This is a genomic window from Enterobacter sichuanensis, assembly GCF_002939185.1.
In the GTDB taxonomy this organism is placed as follows: Bacteria; Pseudomonadota; Gammaproteobacteria; order Enterobacterales; family Enterobacteriaceae; genus Enterobacter; species Enterobacter sichuanensis.
The window spans coordinates 42,172-64,710 of sequence record NZ_POVL01000027.1 but is presented as its reverse complement, the minus strand read 5'-3'; the positions used below and the strand labels follow the sequence as shown (position 1 = coordinate 64,710).

Annotated in this window: 20 protein-coding genes; 16 read left to right on the top strand and 4 right to left on the bottom strand. The window is 57.6% G+C overall.

The annotated features are described in order from the left end of the window. Positions 1-159: 159 nt before the first annotated feature. Positions 160-1,419: a dicarboxylate/amino acid:cation symporter gene (locus C5687_RS13550; protein WP_104557111.1), complete on the bottom strand. Its 1,260-nt coding sequence runs from the start codon at positions 1,417-1,419 to the stop codon at positions 160-162. Between the two features lie 429 nt (positions 1,420-1,848). On the opposite strand from C5687_RS13550, the gene C5687_RS13545 reads away from it, so the two are divergent. From C5687_RS13545 to flhE, 14 genes are all read left to right on the top strand, one after another. Beyond that, positions 1,849-2,421: a Csu type fimbrial protein gene (locus C5687_RS13545; protein ID WP_025756944.1), complete on the top strand. Its 573-nt coding sequence runs from the start codon at positions 1,849-1,851 to the stop codon at positions 2,419-2,421. A 12-nt stretch (positions 2,422-2,433) separates the two neighbouring features. Continuing rightward, positions 2,434-2,982 carry a Csu type fimbrial protein gene (locus C5687_RS13540; RefSeq protein WP_104557110.1) on the top strand — a complete coding sequence of 183 codons (549 nt, stop codon included), beginning with the start codon at positions 2,434-2,436 and terminating at the stop codon, positions 2,980-2,982. A gap of 16 nt (positions 2,983-2,998) precedes the next feature. Then, a complete protein-coding gene (locus tag C5687_RS13535; RefSeq protein ID WP_104557109.1) occupies positions 2,999-3,754 on the top strand; it encodes a fimbrial biogenesis chaperone in 756 nt (251 codons plus the stop codon). Beyond that, positions 3,730-6,114: a fimbria/pilus outer membrane usher protein gene (locus tag C5687_RS13530; protein WP_104557108.1), complete on the top strand. Its 2,385-nt coding sequence runs from the start codon at positions 3,730-3,732 to the stop codon at positions 6,112-6,114. Before C5687_RS13535 ends, C5687_RS13530 begins: the two co-directional genes overlap by 25 nt. Further along, complete coding sequence (locus tag C5687_RS13525; RefSeq protein WP_104557107.1) at positions 6,111-7,076, top strand: Csu type fimbrial protein; 966 nt, start codon at positions 6,111-6,113, stop codon at positions 7,074-7,076. The genes C5687_RS13530 and C5687_RS13525 overlap by 4 nt, the downstream gene beginning before the upstream one ends. A gap of 85 nt (positions 7,077-7,161) precedes the next feature. Further along, on the top strand, positions 7,162-8,829 hold the full coding sequence (tar, locus tag C5687_RS13520; protein ID WP_104557106.1) for a methyl-accepting chemotaxis protein II: 1,668 nt from the start codon (positions 7,162-7,164) through the stop codon (positions 8,827-8,829). 44 nt (positions 8,830-8,873) lie between these two features. Further along, positions 8,874-10,475, top strand: a complete 1,602-nt coding sequence (gene tap / locus C5687_RS13515; protein ID WP_104557105.1) for a methyl-accepting chemotaxis protein IV — start codon at positions 8,874-8,876, stop codon at positions 10,473-10,475. 19 nt (positions 10,476-10,494) lie between these two features. Continuing rightward, entirely contained in the window at positions 10,495-11,361 is an 867-nt protein-coding gene (cheR, locus tag C5687_RS13510) for a protein-glutamate O-methyltransferase CheR (protein WP_008500429.1), read from the top strand. Then, on the top strand, positions 11,358-12,407 hold the full coding sequence (locus tag C5687_RS13505) for a protein-glutamate methylesterase/protein-glutamine glutaminase (protein WP_014884341.1): 1,050 nt from the start codon (positions 11,358-11,360) through the stop codon (positions 12,405-12,407). The genes cheR and C5687_RS13505 overlap by 4 nt, the downstream gene beginning before the upstream one ends. 17 nt (positions 12,408-12,424) lie before the next feature. Beyond that, positions 12,425-12,814 carry a chemotaxis response regulator CheY gene (gene cheY, locus C5687_RS13500; RefSeq protein WP_008500431.1) on the top strand — a complete coding sequence of 130 codons (390 nt, stop codon included), beginning with the start codon at positions 12,425-12,427 and terminating at the stop codon, positions 12,812-12,814. A gap of 10 nt (positions 12,815-12,824) precedes the next feature. After that, positions 12,825-13,469, top strand: a complete 645-nt coding sequence (gene cheZ, locus C5687_RS13495; protein ID WP_008500432.1) for a protein phosphatase CheZ — start codon at positions 12,825-12,827, stop codon at positions 13,467-13,469. Between the two features lie 147 nt (positions 13,470-13,616). Then, positions 13,617-14,765, top strand: a complete 1,149-nt coding sequence (gene flhB, locus C5687_RS13490; RefSeq protein WP_025756937.1) for a flagellar biosynthesis protein FlhB — start codon at positions 13,617-13,619, stop codon at positions 14,763-14,765. Continuing rightward, positions 14,758-16,836, top strand: coding sequence for a flagellar biosynthesis protein FlhA (flhA, locus tag C5687_RS13485; protein WP_045285655.1), 2,079 nt, complete (start codon positions 14,758-14,760; stop codon positions 16,834-16,836). The genes flhB and flhA overlap by 8 nt, the downstream gene beginning before the upstream one ends. Further along, positions 16,836-17,228 carry a flagellar protein FlhE gene (gene flhE / locus C5687_RS13480; protein ID WP_047958967.1) on the top strand — a complete coding sequence of 131 codons (393 nt, stop codon included), beginning with the start codon at positions 16,836-16,838 and terminating at the stop codon, positions 17,226-17,228. Before flhA ends, flhE begins: the two co-directional genes overlap by 1 nt. A gap of 54 nt (positions 17,229-17,282) precedes the next feature. Here flhE and argS read toward each other — a convergent pair whose 3' ends face one another. Continuing rightward, positions 17,283-19,016, bottom strand: a complete 1,734-nt coding sequence (gene argS, locus C5687_RS13475; RefSeq protein ID WP_104557104.1) for an arginine--tRNA ligase — start codon at positions 19,014-19,016, stop codon at positions 17,283-17,285. Between the two features lie 239 nt (positions 19,017-19,255). Between argS and C5687_RS13465 the strand changes: the two genes are divergently transcribed. After that, positions 19,256-19,816: a VOC family protein gene (locus C5687_RS13465; RefSeq protein ID WP_104557103.1), complete on the top strand. Its 561-nt coding sequence runs from the start codon at positions 19,256-19,258 to the stop codon at positions 19,814-19,816. Between the two features lie 78 nt (positions 19,817-19,894). Next, positions 19,895-20,638 (top strand): copper homeostasis protein CutC, encoded by a 744-nt coding sequence (gene cutC, locus C5687_RS13460; protein WP_094919669.1) that lies wholly within the window; start codon positions 19,895-19,897, stop codon positions 20,636-20,638. 189 nt (positions 20,639-20,827) lie between these two features. Here the strand turns inward: cutC and cmoB are convergent, their stop codons facing one another. Both cmoB and cmoA read right to left on the bottom strand, forming a co-directional pair. Then, complete coding sequence (cmoB, locus tag C5687_RS13455; protein ID WP_104557102.1) at positions 20,828-21,799, bottom strand: tRNA 5-methoxyuridine(34)/uridine 5-oxyacetic acid(34) synthase CmoB; 972 nt, start codon at positions 21,797-21,799, stop codon at positions 20,828-20,830. Further along, complete coding sequence (gene cmoA / locus C5687_RS13450; protein ID WP_025756931.1) at positions 21,796-22,539, bottom strand: carboxy-S-adenosyl-L-methionine synthase CmoA; 744 nt, start codon at positions 22,537-22,539, stop codon at positions 21,796-21,798. Before cmoA ends, cmoB begins: the two co-directional genes overlap by 4 nt.

Genomic DNA, 22,539 nt, shown 5'->3' with positions numbered 1-22,539 from the left:
TTCGGCGATTTACAGCCGGACCAGGGCATCGCTGTAAGTCATTAATTTTGCTAAAGCAACGTTCATCGCTTCAGGTAAAAAATTACTGGGGATCCCTCAGCCCTTCGGGAGAGGGCTGGGGTGAGGGCATCAGGCCTCCCCCCCCCCTTTTTTATGCCATTATACTTCCTGCTCCACCAGCTCAGCTTCCGCGTCCCGCGCGCCTTCATTCTGCGACAGCATCGCGGTCGCTATACCATTCCCCAGCACGTTAATCGCCGAACGGCCCATATCCAGGAAGTGGTCAATCCCCATCAGCAGCAGAATACCGGCCACCGGAATGTTAAAGCTTGGGATCGTCGCGGCCAGCACCACCAGCGAAGAGCGCGGTACGCCCGCAATCCCTTTTGAAGCCAGCATCAGGGTCAACATCAGAACGGTAACTTCCGAGAAGCTCAGATGAATATTGTACGCCTGCGCGATAAACATCGAGGCGAACGAGCAGTACACCATCGAACCCACCAGGTTGAAGGAGTAGCCAATCGGCAGCACGAAAGAGGCAATGTTGCGTGAACAGCCAAAACGCTCCAGCTGTTCCAGCGTTTTTGGATAGGCGGCTTCAGAACTGCTGGTGGTAAACGCCACCAGTACCGGGTCTTTCAGCATGCTGACCAGACGGAACACCTCTTTTTTCAACACCATGTAACCCACGGCCAGCAGCACCATGCAGGTAAGAAGAATGGCAACATAATAGCCGCCAATAAAGGAGGCATAATTCAACAGAATGCCAAGACCCTGCGTGGCAATCACGGAAGAAATCGCCGCGAAAATAGCCAGCGGGGCAACGTACATCACGTAGCCCGTCACCTTCAGCATGATATGGGAAACCACATCCAGCGCGGCCACCAGCGGTGCGTTGAATTTCTGCCCCAGCGACGCGCCGCCAATGCCGAAGAACATTGAAAACACCACAATCTGCAGGATCTCGTTGTTCGACATCGCCCCAGCGATACTGGTCGGAATGGTGTGAGAGAGGAACGCCTTCAGCGTCATGCCGCCCACGGCCAGGCCAGTATCAACCGCTTCGGTAGGGATAGTCAGGTTCAGGCCGCTCCCCGGATGCTCCAGGGTGACGATAAACAGGCCGACCAGAATTGAGAGCACGGATGAGCTGATAAACCACACCATCGCTTTGCCCCCAACGCGACCAATCGTGGAGGTTTCGCCCAGTTTCATAATGCCGACGGTCAGCGTGCTGAAGACCAGGGGGGCTATGACCATTTTGATCAGACGGAGGAAGATATCGGTCAGAAGGGTAATGTTATCCGACCAGGCTTTGATGGCATCCGCAGATGCATACTCATGAATTGCTGCCCCTGAAAGAATACCCGCCAGCATGAATATCACGATGAAGAGTGTGAGTTTGTTTGCACTTGCCACGAAAAAAGACCCTCTATGCGCTTCTGATGGAGCCCGCGTCGATACATATAAATTTTTTATTACAACGCGGGAAATTATTCGGCACATAAATTGACGCAAACGGTAGGGGGTTACAACTCCTTTTTAAGTTTTATTAATTTTGTTGTTAATGCGCTGACGATATATTGTGACGCTTATCACATTTTTGCGGATATATCCTCCGTAAAAGCGGCAAAATATTTCTGCTTTTCAATTTAACTTTTTGTTTTTTATAAATAAACTGTGTCAATAAGACATTAGTGTGTCCTGCCATGCGCCGGGTGGTCGAAGCGATATCCGTAAACCAAATTCTCAATAACCCCCTCAGAGGAACGTTAAGCGGGGCTAACATCTTGAACACTCGAAATAAAAAGTGGCATGGGAACGGAAATGTCTTCTGGAGGGTGGTAAATGAAAAGAAAACGCCTTTTGATCTGCGCTGGCACTTTACTGATGGCGACAACCATCCACCAGGCGTTGGCCGTGACCAGCAGCGGCACCATTGGGGCCACGCTGACGCTGACAAATGGTTGTCTGATCAACGGATCGCCCACGCAAAATGGGATTAATTTCGGTACGCTGGATTTCGGCACCCATCCTGCAACGTTTTCCACCCTGACCACACAATTAACCGGCGCCAGCGGCGGAAACACCTTCACCATCCAGTGCACCACCGCCAGCTATTCGGTGGCGATCACCGGCAACGCCAACTCCACCGCACCCGGTACCGTGGTCGGGACTCCGGGCACCCCTGCGCGTTATCTGGTCAATACGGCCAATGCGGCGCAGGGCGTGGCGTACAGCCTGTATAGCGACAGCGGATTTAACTCCGTAATTGCCAATAACACCGCGTTGTCGGCCGCCTCTACGGCGGGTGGCGTCGACAGTTACACTCTTTACGGGCGTATTACCGGCGGCGGTAACAGCGTAACGGTCGTACCGGGCACGTACACCGACACGATAAACGTCAGCGTAACCTATTAGTTCAGCACGGCCATGACGGCATCTCTTAGAGGTCTGCGCAAATGCGCAGAGGGACACGTGCAGCCATTTTTCGCGCTGATGGTCGGATTTCTCATGCTGCCCACGGCGGAGGCGGTGACATCACAGTCCTTTAAGGTCAGCGCCACCATTGTACCGGGCTGCGCGGTGGCCACCGGCAGCGGAGGCATTCTCGGTACGCTGGATTTTGGCAGCCATAACGGTGTCGAGAGCGCGCCGGTAAGCACCAGCTTTGTACCAAACGGCGCATTGTCCATTGCCTGTACGCCTGGCGTGGCGCTGAGCATGAGCATAAATGGCGGTCAAAATTACGCCTCCCTGCGCCGTATGAAACGGACCAATGGCCCGGAAATGGTGGGATACCGGCTCTACAGCAGCAGTTCGCTGGCTGCCAACAGCGAAATAGGCGTCAACCAGGCGATACCGGTGACCTATACCAATAGCAATAATATCGCGCTGCCGCTTTTTGGCGTGGCGCTACTGACCGGGTTTAGCCCGGCAGGAACCTATTCCGATCAGCTCACCGTGACCTTGTCATGGTAATAAAGGGAGAGTGTCGATGAAGCCATTTTTAAGACGTTTTGGTCTGGCGGGGGCATGGGTTCTGGCGGTAACAGGCCAGGTACAGGCGGCCGCCACCATACTGTTATGGCCTATCGATCCGTGGCTTGCGGCAGACGCTAAGGCCACGGAGCTGTGGATCCAGAACCAGGGAAACAGCGCGACGACGATGCAGGTGCGCATTGTACGCTGGAAGCAGGAGGAAGGGCACGAACGTTATACCGCGCAGCAGGATGTGGTCGCCAGCCCGCCCATCGTCACGATTGCCGCCGGCAGTAAACAGCTTATTCGCCTGATCAAACAGGCCTCCGTTCCTGCGGGCGTCGAGCAAGCCTACCGCATAATTGTGGATGAAATCCCTCAGGCTGACGTTAAAGCCGAACCCGCCATCGGCCTCAAGTTACAGATGCGTTATTCCATTCCGCTGTTTGTTTATGGTCAGGGGATCCCGACCATAAAAGAGGGCGCGCATCACGCGGTGGTGGAGACCCGAAATCTGAGCTGGCGGGTCACGCAGGCGGGCGGACAACCGGCCCTGGAGGTGCAGAATCGGGGGGATGTCCATGTCAGGCTGAGTCAGGTCGCGCTGGAGCAGGGAGGACAGAAACGCACGATTGCGGAGGGATTACTGGGTTATGTCCTGCCGGGCAGCAGTCGCAGCTGGCCGATACCCGCAGGCGTACGTCAGCCAGAGCGGATGAGCGCGCAGATTAATGCCAGGGACGCACAATGGCAGTCGACGCCCGTCAACTGACGCCGGTCATGATGATTCTGCTTTGCGTCAGTTCCGCGACCTGGGCTGAGCCCGGCGACGATGCTCTCCCGCCGCCTCCCCAGGCGCAGGCGATCAATGATGAGGCCGTCTTTCAGCTTGCACTCGTGCTGAACCATTACGATACCGGCCTGGTCGTGCCGGTGACGCAACGTAAAGGCGCGTTCTTTATCTCCAGCGCCGATTTGCTGCGCGCAGGGCTGCCCCCGGAGCATGTCCCCACCGGCGAGGTGAATCTCTCCTCGCTTTCCCGGGTGAGGGTGGAGTACGACAGTGCCGCCCAGCGCCTGCTGCTGACCGTTCCCCGCGACTGGGTTACTGCCCGCGTGACCCCCTTCGGTGCGCAAACGGCGCAGACCAAACCGCACTTTGGCCGCGGTGCGCTGCTCAATTACGATCTCTACACCAACCACACGGAACATATCGGCGGTCAGGCCTCGCTCTGGCATGAGTTTCGCTACTTCAACGAGAACGGTTCGTTTTCCTCCACCGGCTACGCGCGGGAAAATTTCACCGGTAACGACGGCCAGCAGGAAGGGTATGTCCGCTATGACACAACCCTGCTGTTCACAAACGAAGACGATGCCATAAGCTGGAGCGTGGGCGATGTGATTAGCGACGCCCTGACCTGGAGCTCCAGCGTGCGGATGGGTGGGATCAGCGTCGGGCGGGATTTCTCCCTGCGCCCTGATCTGGTGACATGGCCGCTGCCCGAGTTCTCGGGGGACGCCGCGGTACCCACCTCGGTCGATCTCTTTATCAATGGCTATCGCTCCGGCTCAACCCAGCTTCAGCCGGGTCCCTTCACGCTGACCAATCTGCCCTATATAAACGGCGCCGGGGATGCGGTGCTGGTCACCACCGATGCGCTGGGGCGCCAGGTGAGCACCACGCTACCGTTTTATGTCACCAGCGATCTGCTGAAACAAGGGCTAAGCGACGGTGCCGTGACCCTGGGTAGCCTGCGGCGCAATTACGGCATAAAGAATTTCGACTACGGCTCTGCGGCAGGCAGCGGCTCGTATCGCTATGGGGTAACGGACTGGCTGACGCTGGAAGGCCACGCGGAAGGGGCGCAGGCGCTGGCGCTGGGTGGGGTGGGGACGGTGCTTAAGCTCGGCCAGTTTGGCGTGGTGAATACCGCTTACACGCAAAGCCGCATGGGCGGGGATGCCGGCGGGCAGGTCAACTGGGGTTACCAGTACAGCACCAGCGAGTTTAGCGTGGCCACCCAGCACTCGCGCCGCGACCGTGGCTTTGGCAATCTCGCCCTCTACGACCAGCCGACGGTCTATGACGAAAACGACAGGCCCATCGCCAGCTTTAGCCGTAATACGGACCAGTACTCGCTGACCTTCAATCTGGGGCAGTACGGCAACATTGGGGCGGCCTGGATCGGTGTGGAGAGCTTTGACAGTCAAAAAACGGAGCTGCTGAACCTCTCCTGGAGCCGTAATTTGTGGGGGGCGAGTAGTATTTATCTCGCCGCGAGCCGGGACCAGCAGCAGGGAGACTGGACGGTCGCACTGTCGCTGCAGGTGCCGCTGGGCGCCCTCGACAGCGCCGCCGTCACCGTTGAACATACCCCGCAAGCAGGCAGCACCCAGCGCATTAACTACAACCACTCCATGCCCTCCGACGGCGGGTTTAGCTGGAACATGGCGTGGGCCAACCAGTCGAAAGCCAGTGATTACCAGCAGGGCACGCTGGGCTGGCGCAACAACACGATTGAGCTGCAGGGCGGCGGCTATGGCGAAAGGGAGATGATGACCTGGTGGGGCGAGGCGATGGGCGCGATTGTCCTGATGGACGGCGAGCTGTTTGCGGCGAACAAGATCAACGACGCGTTTGTGGTCATCAGCACTGACGGCCACCCGGATGTCCCCGTCAGCTATGAGAACCAGCCCGTCGGGAAAACCAATCGCAACGGTTACCTGCTGGTCAGCGGGGTGTCGGCCTATTACCCGGCAAGCTACCGCATTGATACCCTGAATCTGCCGGCAGATACCCGACTAAAAGAGACCGAGCGGCGGATCGCTATCCGGCGTCACAGCGGCTATCTGGTGGATTTTCCCATGGAGCAGGAGCGGGTGGCGAGCGTGATCCTGCACGACGCGCACGGGCAGGCGCTCCCGGTGGGCAGTCAGGTCAGACGCGCCTCGCGCAGCAATGCGGTGGTGGGGTATGACGGCATCGCATGGCTGGAAAACCTTAACGATGTGAACCCGCTGGAGGTGATTGCACCTGACGGAAAATGCTGCACGACAACCCTGACCATGGGGGCGAATCCCGAGCATAAGCTGCAAACCTACGGCCCGCTGATTTGTCGGGAGGGGCCATGAAGCGCCTGCTATTTATGCTTCTGCTGCTGGTGACCAGCGGCAGTTGGGCTGACTGTCGGGTCAGTACGGTCAACGCCGCGTTTGGGAGTGTGACCTCATTCGCGCTGAGTGGATCTGGCGAAGTGGCCACTACCGGTACGCTGGTCGTGGCCTGTGATGCGCTGTTGAACTTGCTGACCGGGGACACCATCACGCTTAATTTTGTCTCAGCAACCGTTTCGGCCAATGGTCGGGCGACCATGAAGCGTACCGATAACGCGACCATTACGGATGTGATCCCGACGCGTCTGTGCGGGCAGTCGGGCTGCGCTAACAACAGCGAAGTGCAAACCAGTAAAACCTATACCTGGGACAGCAGTACCTTGTTAAACCTGATCGGCGGCAAACAATACAATATCCCTCTCTATTTCCGGACGGTCCCGGGGCAAAATGTGTCCGCCGGTCCTTATCAGGTGACGCTTAACTTTGATATCACCTATAGCGTCTGCTCGGTGGGCGTGCTCAACGCCTGTTTGTCGGGGCTTCAGACCGGAACGAAAGGGACCAGCATCACGTTGGATATGACCGTTACCAACGACTGCAGCGCCATGACCACGCCGGATGTTAACTTTAACAGCGCGCCGCTGGTGCAAAGTTTCCCGACCGTCTCACAGGCGATTGCCGTGACCTGTACCAAAGGCAGTACCTATACCATCGGCATTAACAATGGTGCCAACGCGCTGAATAACGTGCGCCGGATGGTGAGCGGCAGTAACTATCTGAGTTATGACATCTATAAAGAAGCCACGACTAACCGCTGGGGCAGTAGCGGCAGCGAGCGCTGGACCAGCGCAACCTCATCGCAGGTCAGCGCTGACGGTTTACTGCGCACCTATAACTACACCGCCAAAGTCCTGACCAGCCAGACCACGCCACCCGCCGGAACCTACACCGACACGCTGATTGTCGACGTGGCGTTTTAACCCCCGCGCTTTTCCCTTTCGCAAATGTAAAGTTCCTGTGGGCTGTGCCGATAACACCGTTAATAAATCTATGAGAAGGTGTTGTATGTTGAACCGTATCCGCGTTGTCACAATGCTCATGATGGTGCTGGTCATTTTCGCACTTCTTCAGCTCATCTCCGGCGGGCTTTTTTTCTCGTCATTAAAACAGAACCAGGACAGCTTTGCGGCCTCGAACGATCTCCGCCTGCAGCAGAGTGAACTCACCTCCACGTGGGATCTGATGCTGCAAACGCGTATTAACCTGAGCCGCTCGTCCGCGCGCATGATGATGGATCCCAACAATCAGCAGAGCAGCGCGAAAACCGATCTGTTAAAGAATGCCCGCGCCACGCTTGCTGACGCCGCTAAACACTACGACGCCTTTAAAAAGATCACCCCGCAGCCTGCGATGGAGCAGGTGAGCCAGAATATTGATGAAAAATACAACGCCTACTATGCCGGTCTGACGGAGCTGATTCAGTTCCTGGAGAGCGGCAACATGGACGCCTATTTCGCGCAGCCTACGCAAGGGATGCAAAACGCGCTCGGCGCGGCGCTGGGAGAGTATGCCAAAGCCAGCGGGGATCTCTATCACTCGGCCTTTACTGAAAGCCAGAATGACTACCGCTTTGCAAAATGGCAGATGGCGGTGATGGCGCTGGCGCTGGTCATTGTGCTGGTCGCGGTCTGGTACGGCATTCGTCATATCCTGCTAAACCCGCTCGGTCGCGTCATTGCTCACATTCGTGAGATTGCCGGCGGCGACCTGACCAAAACGCTGACCGTGTCCGGGCGCAATGAGATCACCGAACTGGCCAACAGCGTTGACCATATGCAGCGTTCACTTACCGATACCGTTGCCAACGTGCGTAGCGGCACCGATGCCATCTATACCGGCACCAGCGAAATTGCGATGGGGAATAACGACCTCTCTTCCCGCACTGAACAGCAGGCATCGGCGCTGGAAGAGACGGCGGCCAGCATGGAGCAGCTCACCGCGACCGTGAAGCAGAACGCCGATAACGCCCGCCAGGCGTCTCAGCTGGCTGAAAGTGCCTCCGAGACCGCGCAGCGCGGCGGTCGCGTGGTGGACGGCGTGGTGAAGACCATGCATGAAATCGCCGACAGCTCGAAGAAAATTGCCGACATCATCAGCGTCATTGACGGTATCGCCTTCCAGACCAACATCCTGGCCCTGAACGCCGCCGTGGAAGCCGCGCGTGCGGGCGAGCAGGGGCGCGGGTTTGCCGTGGTGGCCGGGGAAGTTCGCAACCTGGCCAGCCGCAGCGCCAATGCGGCAAAAGAGATCAAATCGCTGATTGAAGATTCCGTTTCCCGCGTAGATACCGGCTCCGTGCTGGTGGAGAGCGCCGGGGAGACCATGAATGACATCGTGAATGCCGTTACCCGCGTGACGGACATCATGGGTGAAATCGCCTCTGCGTCTGATGAGCAGAGTCGTGGTATCGACCAGGTCGCCCTGGCGGTATCGGAAATGGATCGCGTGACACAACAAAACGCCGCGCTGGTGCAGGAGTCCGCTGCGGCGGCCGCTGCTCTGGAAGACCAGGCGAGCCGTCTGAAGATGGCCGTCTCGGCGTTTCGTCTCGCTTCACTGGCTGGAAATACGGTCACCCCGCAGGCGACGTATCGCGCACCCGCCGCTGTATCGGCGGCAAACCGTACGCGTTCTGCAACGACCGGACAAGATGAAAACTGGGAAACATTTTGACTGACATTTAAACCGCGGCTGCTTGCCGCTTATTGGGAGCGTGGATGTTAAATCGTATTCGTATCTCGACCACACTGTTTTTGATTCTGATCCTTTGCGGTGTGTTGCAGGTTGGCAGTAACGGGTTGTCTTTTTGGGCGTTTCGCGATGGCTATCAGAATTTGCAGGATGTTGAGGCGAGTAATCAGCAGCGCTCCGCACTGGCACAAACCCGTGCCGTGCTGTTGCAGGCAAGCACTGCGCTGAATAAGGCGGGAACCTTAACCGCGCTGAGTTATCCGCCGGATGATATCAAAGCGCTGATGGCCACCGCGCGCGACAGCCTGAAGCAGGCTGACGCACAGTTTAAAACCTTTACGGCACAGGCCGCCGACAGCGAGAAAGCGAAAGCGCTGAAGGCCGCCATGAAGAAGAACTTTGAACAGTGGTACAGCGATCTGGACCACCAGGCGACCTGGCTTGAAAACAACCAGCTGTCGGACTTTATGACCGCGCCGGTCCAGGCCTCTCAGGCGGCGTTTGACAACAGCTTTAACGCCTGGCAGCAGGATATCAACCAGTTTGTTCAGCGTGCCGGCGAAGACAGCCGTAAAAGCTATCACATGTCGGGCGTGATCTTTGCCGTGGTGGTGATTCTGGCAGGGTTGCTGACCGGCGCCGCGCTGCTCTGGTCGCGCAAAATGATTGTGCAGCCGCTGGCGATCATCAGCAGCCACTTCGACAGCATTGCGAAGGGGGACCTGGCGCGCACGGTGGCGGTGTTCGGTAAGAACGAAATTTCGGCGATCTTTGCCAGCCTGAAGGCGATGCAGGGCGCGCTGCGGGAAACGGTATCCGATGTGCGTCAGGGCAGTTATGCCATGCACACCGGCATCTCAGAGATTGCGGCGGGCAATAACGATCTCTCCTCCCGTACCGAGCAGCAGGCGGCCTCCCTGGCGCAGACGGCGGCCAGTATGGAGCAACTGACCGCGACGGTAAGCCAGAACGCCGATAACGCGCGTCAGGCGTCTGACCTGTCAAAACAGGCGGCCATGACGGCGAAGAAGGGCGGCGATCAGGCCTCTCATGTCGCCAGCACCATGCAGGAGATTGCCGCCAGCTCGCAGAAAATTGGTGACATCATCAGCGTAATTGACGGTATCGCCTTCCAGACCAACATACTGGCGCTGAATGCCGCGGTGGAAGCGGCACGTGCCGGTGAGCAGGGACGCGGGTTTGCGGTGGTGGCAGGAGAAGTGCGTAACCTGGCGAGCCGCAGCGCCAACGCGGCGAAAGAAATTAAGGGCCTGATTGAAGAGTCGGTGTCACGCGTTCAGCAAGGCTCCGCCCTGGTGGATACGGCGGCGCAAACCATGCATGAGATCGTCACCTCCGTCACGCGGGTAAACGACATCATGGGCGAAATTGCCTCTGCGTCGGATGAGCAGCGTCGCGGCATTGAACAGGTCGCACAGGCGGTCAGCCAGATGGATCAGGTGACGCAACAGAACGCCTCGTTAGTTGAGGAAGCGGCAGCGGCAACGGATCAGCTCGCCAGTCAGGCGGATCACCTGACCGGGCTGGTCGCAGTATTTAATGTCAAAGAGCACGTTGAAGCAGTAACAGAAGTCGGGCGGTCGCAGGCCGTGCCAGTTGTATCCTGAATGTAATTAAGAAGGCGCTATGACATCACCAATGCCTCCTGGGCAAACGTCATTATTGTTGCAGATGACACAGCGCCTCGCGCTGTCCGACGCGCATTTTCGTCGGATATGTCAGTTAATCTACCAGCGTGCGGGGATCGTGCTTGCGGATCATAAGCGAGACATGGTCTACAACCGACTGGTGCGGCGCTTGCGTACGCTGGGGCTGGATGATTTTGGTCGCTATTTGAGCATGCTTGAAGCGAACCAGAACAGCGCTGAGTGGCAGGCTTTTATTAACTCCTTAACCACTAACCTGACGGCGTTTTTCCGCGAAGCTCACCACTTCCCGGTACTGGCCGAGCACGCACGCCGTCGCACCGGGGAGTATCGCGTCTGGAGTGCGGCCGCTTCGACGGGGGAAGAGCCTTATTCGCTGGCGATCACCCTTGCCGACACGCTGGGAATGGCCCCCGGACGCTGGAAAGTCTACGCCAGTGATATCGATACCGAGGTGCTGGAGAAGGCGCGTAACGGGGTTTATCGCCAGGATGAACTGAAAACACTCTCTCCGCAGCAGCTGCAGCGGTATTTCATGCGCGGCACCGGCCCGCATGAAGGCCTGGTACGCGTACGCCAGGAGCTGGCGAACTGCGTCGAATTCGCGCCCGTTAACCTGCTGGATAAGCAGTACAACGTGCCGGGGCCGTTCGACGCCATTTTTTGCCGTAACGTCATGATCTATTTTGATAAAACGACGCAACAGGACATATTGCGTCGGTTTGTTCCGTTGCTCAAGCCTGACGGTTTACTGTTTGCCGGGCACTCGGAAAACTTCAGCAACCTCGTGCGTGAGTTTAGCCTGCGTGGGCAAACGGTATATGCGCTGAGTAAGGAAAAAGCATGAGTAAAATCAGGGTATTGTCTGTCGATGATTCAGCGCTGATGCGTCAGATCATGACTGAAATTATCAATAGCCACAGCGACATGGAGATGGTGGCTACTGCGCCTGACCCACTGGTAGCGCGGGATTTAATTAAAAAATATAACCCCGACGTGCTCACGCTGGATGTCGAGATGCCGCGCATGGATGGCATAGATTTCCTCGAAAAATTAATGCGACTGCGGCCAATGCCGGTGGTGATGGTCTCTTCCCTGACCGGGAAAGGATCGGAAATCACCCTGCGTGCGCTGGAGCTGGGGGCGGTGGATTTTGTCACCAAACCGCAGCTTGGCATTCGTGAGGGGATGCTGGCGTACAGCGAAATGATTGCCGAGAAGATCCGCACCGCGTCGCGGGCGAAGCTTGCCGCGCATAAGCCGATGGCCGCACCGGCGACCTTAAAAGCCGGTCCGTTACTCAGCTCGGAAAAATTGCTGGTCATTGGCGCGTCAACCGGAGGAACAGAGGCAATTCGTCATGTACTCCAGCCATTGCCGCTGTCGAGTCCGGGTATTCTGATCACTCAGCATATGCCGCCAGGCTTTACCCGTTCGTTCGCCGAGCGTCTCAACAAGCTGTGCCAGATCAGCGTGAAAGAGGCGGAAGACGGCGAGCGCGTGCTGCCGGGACATGCGTATATCGCCCCGGGCGACAAGCATATGGAGCTGGCGCGCAGCGGCGCTAACTATCAGATCAAAATTCATGACGGACCGCCGGTTAACCGGCACCGTCCGTCGGTGGATGTGCTGTTTCATTCGGTGGCGAAACATGCGGGGCGCAACGCCGTTGGGGTGATCCTGACGGGGATGGGCAACGATGGTGCCGCCGGAATGCTTGCAATGCACCAGGCTGGCGCCTGGACGATTGCGCAGAATGAAGCAAGTTGTGTGGTGTTCGGCATGCCGCGCGAGGCCATCAATATGGGTGGCGTGAGCGAAGTGGTCGATCTTAGCCAGGTAAGCCAGCAGATGCTGGCGAAAATCAGTGCCGGACAGGCAATACGTATTTGACTCAGGAGTATTATTTTATGGCGGATAAAGAGCTTAAGTTTTTGGTTGTGGATGACTTTTCCACCATGCGTCGCATCGTGCGCAACCTGCTGAAAGAGCTGGGTTTCAACAACGTTGAAGAAGCAGAAGACGGCGTTGACGCGCTGAACAAACTGCAGGCGGGCGGGTTTGGTTTTGTTATCTCCGACTGGAACATGCCAAACATGGACGGTCTGGAACTGCTCAAAACCATTCGTGCGGACGCGGGAATGGCCTCTATGCCGGTTCTGATGGTCACTGCAGAAGCGAAAAAAGAGAACATCATTGCCGCTGCACAGGCGGGCGCAAGCGGCTACGTGGTGAAGCCATTCACCGCGGCGACCCTGGAAGAGAAGCTCGGTAAGATCTTCGAGAAACTCGGCATGTGAGGTGTTGGTCATGATGCAACCTGCTATGAAACCCGTTGAAGAACACTCGCCGAGCGACATCATCGTACGCATCGGCAGCCTGACGCGCATGCTGCGTGACAGCCTGCGTGAGCTGGGACTGGATCAGGCAATTGCCGAAGCGGCGGAAGCGATCCCTGATGCCCGCGACCGCCTGGACTACGTCGTTCAGATGACCGCCCAGGCCGCGGAGCGTGCGCTGAACAGCGTTGAAGCGTCACAACCGCACCAGGATGCGATGGAAAAGGGGGCGAAAGCGCTGACCAAACGCTGGGATGAGTGGTTTGAGAACCCGATTGAGCTGGCGGATGCCCGCGAACTGGTGACCGATACCCGCCAGTTCCTGGGGGATGTGCCGGGCCACACCAGCTTCACCAACGCCCAGTTGCTCGACATCATGATGGCGCAGGATTTCCAGGACCTCACCGGTCAGGTGATCAAGCGCATGATGGATGTGATCCAGGAGATTGAGCGTCAGCTGCTGATGGTGCTGCTGGAGAACATTCCGGAACCGGCTGCCCGTCCAAAACGCGAGAACGAAAGCCTGCTTAATGGTCCACAGCTCGACGCCAGCAAGGCGGGCGTGGTGGCAAGCCAGGATCAGGTCGACGATCTGCTGGACAGCCTGGGCTTCTGATAGTTCGTTCCGCCTCAGGAGGTCACGCCGCCTGAGGCGGTTTACGCCAGAATCACCGAAAAGAGCCCGAATAAACGGGCTTTTCCCGCCATTGGATTTCCGCTGCGCTGGCATGATACCCGTGACGTAATGGGCTGAGCATGCACTGTGGCAGAAGAGAACGACGACAAAACGGAAGCCCCCACACCCCACCGACTAGAAAAGGCGCGTGAGGAAGGGCAGATCCCCCGATCCCGAGAATTAACGTCCCTGCTGATCCTTATCGTAGGGGTGTGCATCATCTGGTGGGGTGGGGAGTCGCTCGCCCGCAAGCTGGCGGGAATGCTCTCAACCGGCTTACGTTTTGACCACAGTATGGTCAACGACCCGAACCTGATCCTCAGCCAGATTATTCAGCTGATAAAAGGGGCGATGGTCGCGTTGCTGCCGCTGATTACCGGGGTCGTGCTGGTTGCGCTGGTCTCTCCGGTCATGCTCGGCGGTCTGGTCTTTAGCGCCAAATCGCTGCAACCGAAATTTTCCAAGCTGAACCCGCTGCCGGGCATTGCGAAAATGTTCTCTGCGCAAACCGGGGCTGAGCTGCTTAAAGCCATTCTCAAATCGGTACTGATGGGCAGTTCCGCGGGGTTTTACCTCTGGTACCACTGGCCGGAAATGATGCGCCTTATCAGCGAATCGCCTCTCACCGCGATGAGCAATGCGCTGAACCTGGTTGGACTCTGCGCGCTACTGGTGGTGCTCAGCATTATCCCGATGGTGGGTTTTGACGTGATTTTCCAGCTGTATAGCCACTTCAAGAAACTGCGGATGTCACGTCAGGATATCCGTGACGAATACAAGCAGATGGAAGGTGACCCGCACGTGAAAGGGCGTATCCGCCAGATGCAACGTGCCGCCGCCCGTCGCCGGATGATGGACGACGTGCCGAAGGCCGACGTCATCGTCACCAACCCGACACACTACTCCGTTGCGCTGCGCTATGACGAAAACAAAATGAGCGCGCCGAAAGTGGTGGCGAAAGGGGCGGGTCTGATCGCGCTGCGTATCCGTGAAATTGGCACTGAACACCGTGTGCCGATCCTCGAAGCCCCACCGCTGGCGCGTGCCCTGTACCGTCATGCGGATATTGGACAACAGATCCCGGGACAACTCTACGCCGCCGTGGCGGAAGTGCTGGCCTGGGTATGGCAGTTGAAGCGCTGGCGTCTGGCCGGTGGTCAACGGCCTGTGAAACCTGAGAACCTTCCGGTGCCTGCCGCGCTGGATTTTATGAACGAGAAGGACACTGATGGCTAATCTGGTGGCAATGTTGCGCCTGCCCGGCAACCTGAAATCGACCCAATGGCAGATCCTTGCCGGGCCGATTTTGATCCTGCTAATTCTGTCGATGATGGTATTGCCTCTCCCGGCGTTCATCCTCGATCTGCTTTTCACTTTCAATATTGCGCTGTCCATTATGGTGCTGCTGGTGGCGATGTTCACCCAGCGTACCCTGGAGTTCGCCGCGTTCCCGACCATTCTGCTATTTACCACCTTGCTCCGCCTGGCGCTCAACGTGGCGTCCACGCGTATCATCCTGATGGAAGGTCATACCGGTGCGGCAGCGGCAGGTAAAGTGGTGGAAGCGTTCGGCCACTTCCTGGTGGGCGGTAATTTCGCAATCGGGATCGTGGTGTTCGTTATCCTCGTTATCATCAACTTTATGGTTATCACCAAAGGTGCGGGGCGTATCGCGGAAGTGGGCGCGCGTTTCGTGCTGGACGGAATGCCGGGCAAGCAGATGGCGATCGACGCCGACCTGAACGCCGGGCTTATCGCCGAAGATGAAGCCAAAAAACGCCGTGCGGAAGTGACCCAGGAGGCGGACTTCTACGGCTCGATGGACGGTGCGAGTAAGTTTGTGCGCGGTGACGCCATCGCCGGCATTCTGATCATGGTGATTAACGTGGTCGGCGGCCTGCTGGTGGGGGTACTGCAGCACGGGATGGACATGGGCCACGCGGCGGAAAGCTATACGCTGCTGACCATTGGTGATGGTCTGGTCGCCCAGATCCCGGCGCTGGTGATCTCCACGGCCGCGGGTGTGATTGTCACCCGCGTGAGTACCGATCAGGACGTTGGCGAGCAAATGGTGGGCCAGCTGTTCAGCAACCCGCGCGTCATGCTGCTGGCTGCGGCGGTTCTCGGGTTACTCGGTCTGGTGCCGGGGATGCCAAACCTCGTTTTCCTGCTGTTTACGGCGGCTCTGCTGGGGCTTGCCTGGTGGATGCGCGGCCGTGAAACCAAACCGTCGGCGGAACCTGTTCCGGTCAAGATGCCGGAGAACACCCAGGCCGTCGAAGCCACCTGGAACGATGTGCAGCTGGAAGATTCCCTGGGCATGGAGGTGGGGTATCGCCTGATCCCGATGGTCGATTTCCAGCAGGATGGCGAGCTGCTTGGCCGAATTCGCAGTATCCGTAAAAAATTCGCCCAGGATATGGGCTTCCTGCCGCCGGTGGTACACATCCGGGACAATATGGATCTTCCGCCTGCGCGCTACCGCATTCTGATGAAAGGTGTCGAAATTGGCAGCGGCGATGCCTATCCAGGCCGCTGGCTGGCGATTAACCCGGGCACTGCCGCAGGCACGCTGCCGGGGGAACAAACTACCGATCCGGCCTTTGGCCTGGCCGCTATCTGGATTGAAAGCGCCCTGAAAGAGCAGGCGCAGATCCAGGGGTATACGGTAGTAGAAGCCAGTACCGTGGTGGCGACCCATCTTAACCACCTGATTGGACAATTCTCGGCGGAGCTGTTTGGCCGTCAGGAAGCGCAGCAGCTGCTGGACCGCGTGACCCAGGAGATGCCGAAGCTGACCGAAGATCTGGTCCCGGGCGTGCTGACGTTAACCACGCTGCACAAGGTGCTGCAAAATCTGCTCGACGAAAAAGTACCGATCCGCGATATGCGTACCATTCTGGAAACCCTGGCCGAGCATGCGCCGTTACAAAGCGATCCGCACGAGCTGACGGCGGTGGTGCGTGTGGCGCTGGGCCGGGCAATCACCCAGCAGTGGTTCCCCGGAACCGGGGAAGTGCAGGTTATTGGCCTCGATACGCCGCTTGAGCGTCTGCTGCTGCAGGCCCTGCAGGGCGGCGGCGGGCTGGAGCCGGGTCTGGCGGATCGTCTGCTGGCGCAAACGCAGGAGGCGCTGGCGCGTCAGGAGATGCTGGGAGCGCCACCGGTGCTGCTGGTGAATCATGCGCTGCGTCCGCTGCTGTCGCGCTTCCTGCGTCGTAGCCTGAATCAGCTGGTGGTGCTGTCGAATCTGGAACTGTCGGATAACCGTCATATCCGCATGACAGCCACGATTGGAGGAAAATAATGCGTAAATGGTTATGGATTTTGTTCTTCCCACTGGCGGTACAGGCTGCCGGGGGAGGCACCTGGCAGGCAAGCAGCATGGGCGTGACGCTCAGCAACCGGGGCGTCGCCATGTCGTCTAACCCGCTGTCGCCGTCTGAAGCGGTTTCCGGTCTGATGGGGCTGGTGGTCTGGAACTACAGGCTGATTGGCCCCACACCTGCCGGACTGCAGGTCCGTCTCTGCTCTCAGACGCGCTGTACGGAAATCGATGGCGAAAGTGGTACGACCCAGGCGTTTAACGGCGTGCCGGCAATCGAGCCTTTACGTTTTATCTGGGAAGTACCGGGCGGTGGACGTTTGATCCCGGCGCTGAAAGTGCAGAGTAATTCCGTTATCGTGAACTACCGCTGACGGTCGCACCGTCAGCGCATAAAAGAAAACCCGGCGATTGCCGGGTTTCTTTTTTTACATACGCTCTACGGTTTCGATACCCAGAGTATCCAGACCCAGCTTCAGGGTCTTCGCCGTCAGCTGCGCCAGCTTCAGGCGGCTGTTACGGACCGCTTCATTTTCCGCAGACAGAATAGGGCAGTGCTCGTAGAAGCCGGAGAACAGGCCCGCCAGATCGTACAGGTAAGCACACATCACGTGCGGTGTACCGTCACGCGCGACAACCGTCAGCGTCTCTTCGAACTGCAGCAGACGCGCCGCCAGCTGCGCTTCACGATCTTCGCTGAGGGTCACCGTCGCATTCGCCAGCACGCTTTCGTCAATATTGGCTTTACGGAATACGGACAGCACGCGGGTGTAAGCATACTGCATGTATGGCGCGGTATTGCCTTCAAAGGCCAGCATGTTATCCCAGTCGAAGATATAGTCGGTGGTACGGTTCTTGGAAAGATCCGCGTATTTCACCGCACCGATACCCACGGCGTTGGCCAGTTTTTCCAGCTCATCGGCAGGCATATCCGGGTTCTTCTCGGCCACCAGACGGCGGGCGCGTTCCAGCGCTTCGTCCAGCAGATCGGAGAGTTTCACGGTACCGCCCGCGCGGGTTTTGAACGGCTTGCCGTCTTTACCCAGCATCATGCCGAACATGTGGTGTTCCAGCGGCACGCTATCCGGTACGTAACCGGCTTTACGCACAATCGTCCACGCCTGCATCAGGTGCTGGTGCTGACGGGAGTCGATGTAGTACAGCACGCGGTCGGCGTGCAGCGTTTCGTAACGGTATTTCGCGCAGGCGATGTCGGTAGTGGTGTAGAGATAGCCGCCATCCTTTTTCTGGATGATCACGCCCATCGGTTCGCCTTCCTTGTTTTTGTACTCATCAAGGAACACAACCGTTGCGCCTTCGCTCTCAACCGCCAGGTTTTTCGCTTTCAGATCAGCCACAATACCCGGCAGCATTGGGTTGTACAGGCTTTCACCCATCACGTCGTCACGGGTCAGGGTGACGTTAAGACGGTTATAGGTGAGCTGGTTCTGAGACATGGTAATGTCAACCAGCTTGCGCCACATCTCGAGGAAGTATTGATCGCCGCCCTGCAGTTTTACCACGTAGCTGCGCGCGCGTTCGGCAAAGGCTTCGTCTTCGTCGTAGTGTTTTTTGGCTTCGCGATAGAACCCTTCCAGGTCCGCCAGCGCCATTTCACCCGCGTTTTCCTGCTGCTGTTTTTCCAGGTAAGCAATCAGCATACCGAACTGGGTACCCCAGTCGCCCACGTGGTTCGCACGAATCACCTTGTGACCAAGGAATTCGAGCGTACGCACCGCGGCATCACCGATGATGGTGGAGCGCAGGTGGCCAACGTGCATCTCTTTCGCCACGTTCGGGGCGGAGTAGTCGATTACCACGGTCTGCGCCTGTGGCCGGGAAACACCCAGACGGTCAGATTTCAGTGCCGCGTCAACGTGGCTTGCCAGGAACGCAGGATCCAGGAAGATATTAATAAAGCCCGGGCCGGCAATTTCAGTTTTGCTGGCAATGCCAGCGAGATCCAGATGCGTCAGTACCTGCTCAGCGAGTTGTCGCGGCGGCATACCCAGTTTTTTAGCCACTGCCATCACGCCATTAGCCTGATAGTCGCCAAACTGTACTTTTGCTGACTGACGAACCTGCGGTTCGCAATCCGCAGGCGCACCTGCGGCAATCAGTGCCTGACTGACTTTTTCGGAGAGAAGAGCCTGAATATTCACCTGGATACCTTACGTTTTTGATGCGGGCCTACAACCGCCCGCGCCAGTTAAAGAATTTAGGGCGGGAGTATACTGCAAATGCCTTCTGGCGTCAGCATCGCGGGGGCCGAAGATTGCTCAGAATCCAGGCTAAGAAGGTGTGCATAATCATGCAGTCATAAAAAGCCGTATTCAGCGGTTGGTCAAAACAGGGCAACAGAGTAAATTAGCGGCTTTGCGATACGATAAGAGACTGACTTATGGCGAACTGGCAATCCATTGACGAACTGCATGAGATTTCCGCAGATTTACCGCGCTTCACCCAGGCGTTCACAGAACTTGCCACCCGTCTTGGTCTGGATATCGCGCCACTTGAGGCCGATCACATCTCTTTGCGCTGCCATCAGAATGCGACCGCCGAGCGCTGGCGTCGCGGGTTCGAACAGTGTGGCGAGTTACTCTCTGAGAACATCATTAATGGCCGTCCGATTTGCCTGTTCAAACTGCACCAGCCGGTCTGCGTGGCGCACTGGCAATTTACCGTGGTTGAACTGCCGTGGCCGGGCGAGAAACGCTATCCGCACGAAGGTTGGGAACACATCGAAATTGTCCTGCCGGGTGAGCCTGAAACACTGAACGCGCGCGCGCTGGCGCTGTTATCTGACGAAGGCTTAAGCCAGCCGGGGATTTATGTGAAAACGAGCTCACCCAAAGGCGAACGCGAGCGGTTACCTAACCCGACGCTTGCCGTCACTGACGGACAGGTCACGGTGAAGTTTCATCCGTGGACCATTGAACAGATTGTAGCCAGTGAAGCGTAAGAGATGTGAGTTCACGCCGGGACTGAAAACGGCCGGCGTGTCATGATGATTCGTTAAGTGGGATTTCAGGAGGATTAAATGGCGCTGCTGGAGATTTGTTGTTACAGCGTGGAGTGTGCCGTGACCGCGCAAAAACACGGAGCTGACCGCATCGAACTGTGCGCAGCCCCCAAAGAGGGCGGGCTGACGCCCTCGTACGGCGTGTTGACGTCTGCCCGTGAGGCCGTCACCGTTCCCGTTCACCCGATTATTCGTCCTCGCGGCGGCGATTTTTGTTACACGCCGGGTGAGTTCGGCGCCATGCTTGAAGATATCGCCCTCGTGCGCGATTTGGGGTTCCCCGGTCTGGTCATTGGTCTGCTTAATGAAGACGGTGAGATCGATCTGCCGCGTATGCGTCAGGTCATGGACGCCGCGAAAGGAATGGCCGTCACGTTTCATCGTGCGTTTGATATGTGTAAAAACCCACTGCAAGCCTTTGATACGCTGGGCGAACTGGGTGTGGCGCGCATTCTGACATCCGGGCAGCAGGCGTCTGCTGAAAAAGGACTGCAATTAATTACGGAACTAAAAGCCCATTCCGGTGTTCCAATAATAATGGCGGGTGCGGGAGTCCGTGCCAGCAATCTGGAACGGTTTTTAAACGCCGGGGTTGAAGAGCTGCACAGCTCGGCAGGCAAATGGATGCCGTCGCCCATGCGTTATCGCAATACAGGATTGTCAATGTCGACGGATGCTGAAGCGGATGAGTACTCACGCTACGGTGTAGAGGGAGAGTCGGTTGCGGAAATGAAGTCGCTGATTGAGCGCCATCACGTGTAGCAACGTACCGATTTTTACCGCGCATCATGTCGCCCAATATGATGCTTGCTTGTACCAGGCCCCTGCAATTTCAACAGGGGCCTTTTTTTATCCCCTCACCCTAACCCTCTCCCCATAGGGGAGAGGGGACGGCTCGGTGCGGTTTTTCTCCCTCGCCCCTATGGGGAGAGGGCCGGGGTGAGGGGAAAACTACGGCTTCGTGGCAATCAGCACCGCACGCATCGGGGCGGGATAGCCTTCAATGGTTTTGCTGCGATCGGCCGGGTCGAGGAACTGCTCCAGCGATTCGGTGACCATCCAGTCGGTGCGGCGCTGTTCCTCGATGGAGGTCACGCTGACGTCGGCAATCCGTACATCCACAAACCCGCACTTCTCCAGCCAGTTCTTCAGCGCCAGCGCGGAAGGGATGAAGTAGACATTGCGCATTTGCGCATAGCGATCACCCGGTACCAGAATGGTATTTTCGTCACCTTCCACCACCAGCGTTTCCAGCACCAGTTCACCGCCGCTGACCAGCTGATCCTTAAGCTGCCATAAATGCTCCAGCGGAGAGCGGCGATGGTAAAGCACGCCCATGGAGAACACGGTATCAAAGGCTTTCAGGGCCGGGAGCTGCTCAATGCCCAGCGGCAGCAGGTGCGCGCGCTGGTCGTTACCCAATAGTTTACGCACCGCTTCAAACTGGCACAGGAAGAGCTGCATCGGGTCAATACCCACTGCCAGATGCGCCCCTGCGCCAATCATGCGCCACATGTGGTAACCGCTGCCGCAGCCGACGTCCAGAATGGTGCGCCCGGTCAGGTCGGAAAGATGCGGCAGAACGCGATCCCATTTCCAGTCAGAGCGCCATTCGGTATTGATGTTCACGCCGTAAAGGGAAAATGGCCCTTTACGCCACGGCATCAGGTTACGCATCAGCGTTTCGATGCGGTTGACCTGACCTGCCGGAAGCGGTTCTGCGCTCTCGGCAGTCACACTGTGCAGGAGATCCAGACGATGCGGGGTCAGCTCGGGCAGGTATTCCACCGCATTCGACCACTGTTTTAACAGGCCGTGCTGCTGGTCCCGCTGCCAGGCGGCAATTTGCGCAGGCAGCGTCTCCAGCCAGTGGGAGAGCGGGCTTTTGGCAATCAGCTGATAAAAGTTGCTGAACTCAATCATGCCGCATTCCCCGCTTTCAGCGCCACCAGAGAGCCAAAGTTGAAGCACTGGAACCACAGTTCACTGTGCTCAAAACCGGCCTGACGCAGGCGCGCTTTGTGGGTTTCCACGGAGTCCGTCAGCATTACGTTTTCGAGCATGCTGCGTTTCTGGCTGATCTCCAGCTCGCTGTAGCCGTTCGCACGCTTGAAATCGTGGTGCATATTGAACAGCAGCTCGCCAACCTCGGCATCTTCAAAGCTGAATTTCTCTGAGAGCACCAGCGCGCCGCCAGGATTCAGCCCCTGATAAATTTTGTCCAGCAGACGCTGGCGGTCTTCAGGCACCAGGAACTGCAGGGTGAAATTCAGCACCACCATCGACGCGTTATTGATCTCGATATCACGGATATCGCCTTCCACCACGTCCACCGGAACAGGGGCTTTGTACGCGTCAATATGGCGACGGCAGCGTTCCACCATGGCCGGGGAATTATCGACGGCGATGATCCGACAGCCTTCGTGGTGAACATTACGACGAACCGACAGCGTTGCCGCGCCGAGCGAGCAGCCCAGGTCATAGACCTGCGTGCCGGGTTGAACGAAGCGCTCAGCCAGCATGCCGATCATAGAGATAATATTGGAATAACCGGGAACAGAGCGCTGGATCATATCCGGGAAGACTTCAGCTACCCGTTCATCGAAGGTCCAGTCGCCCAGGCTGGCGATAGGCGCGGAAAAAAGCGTGTCGCGATCTGACAT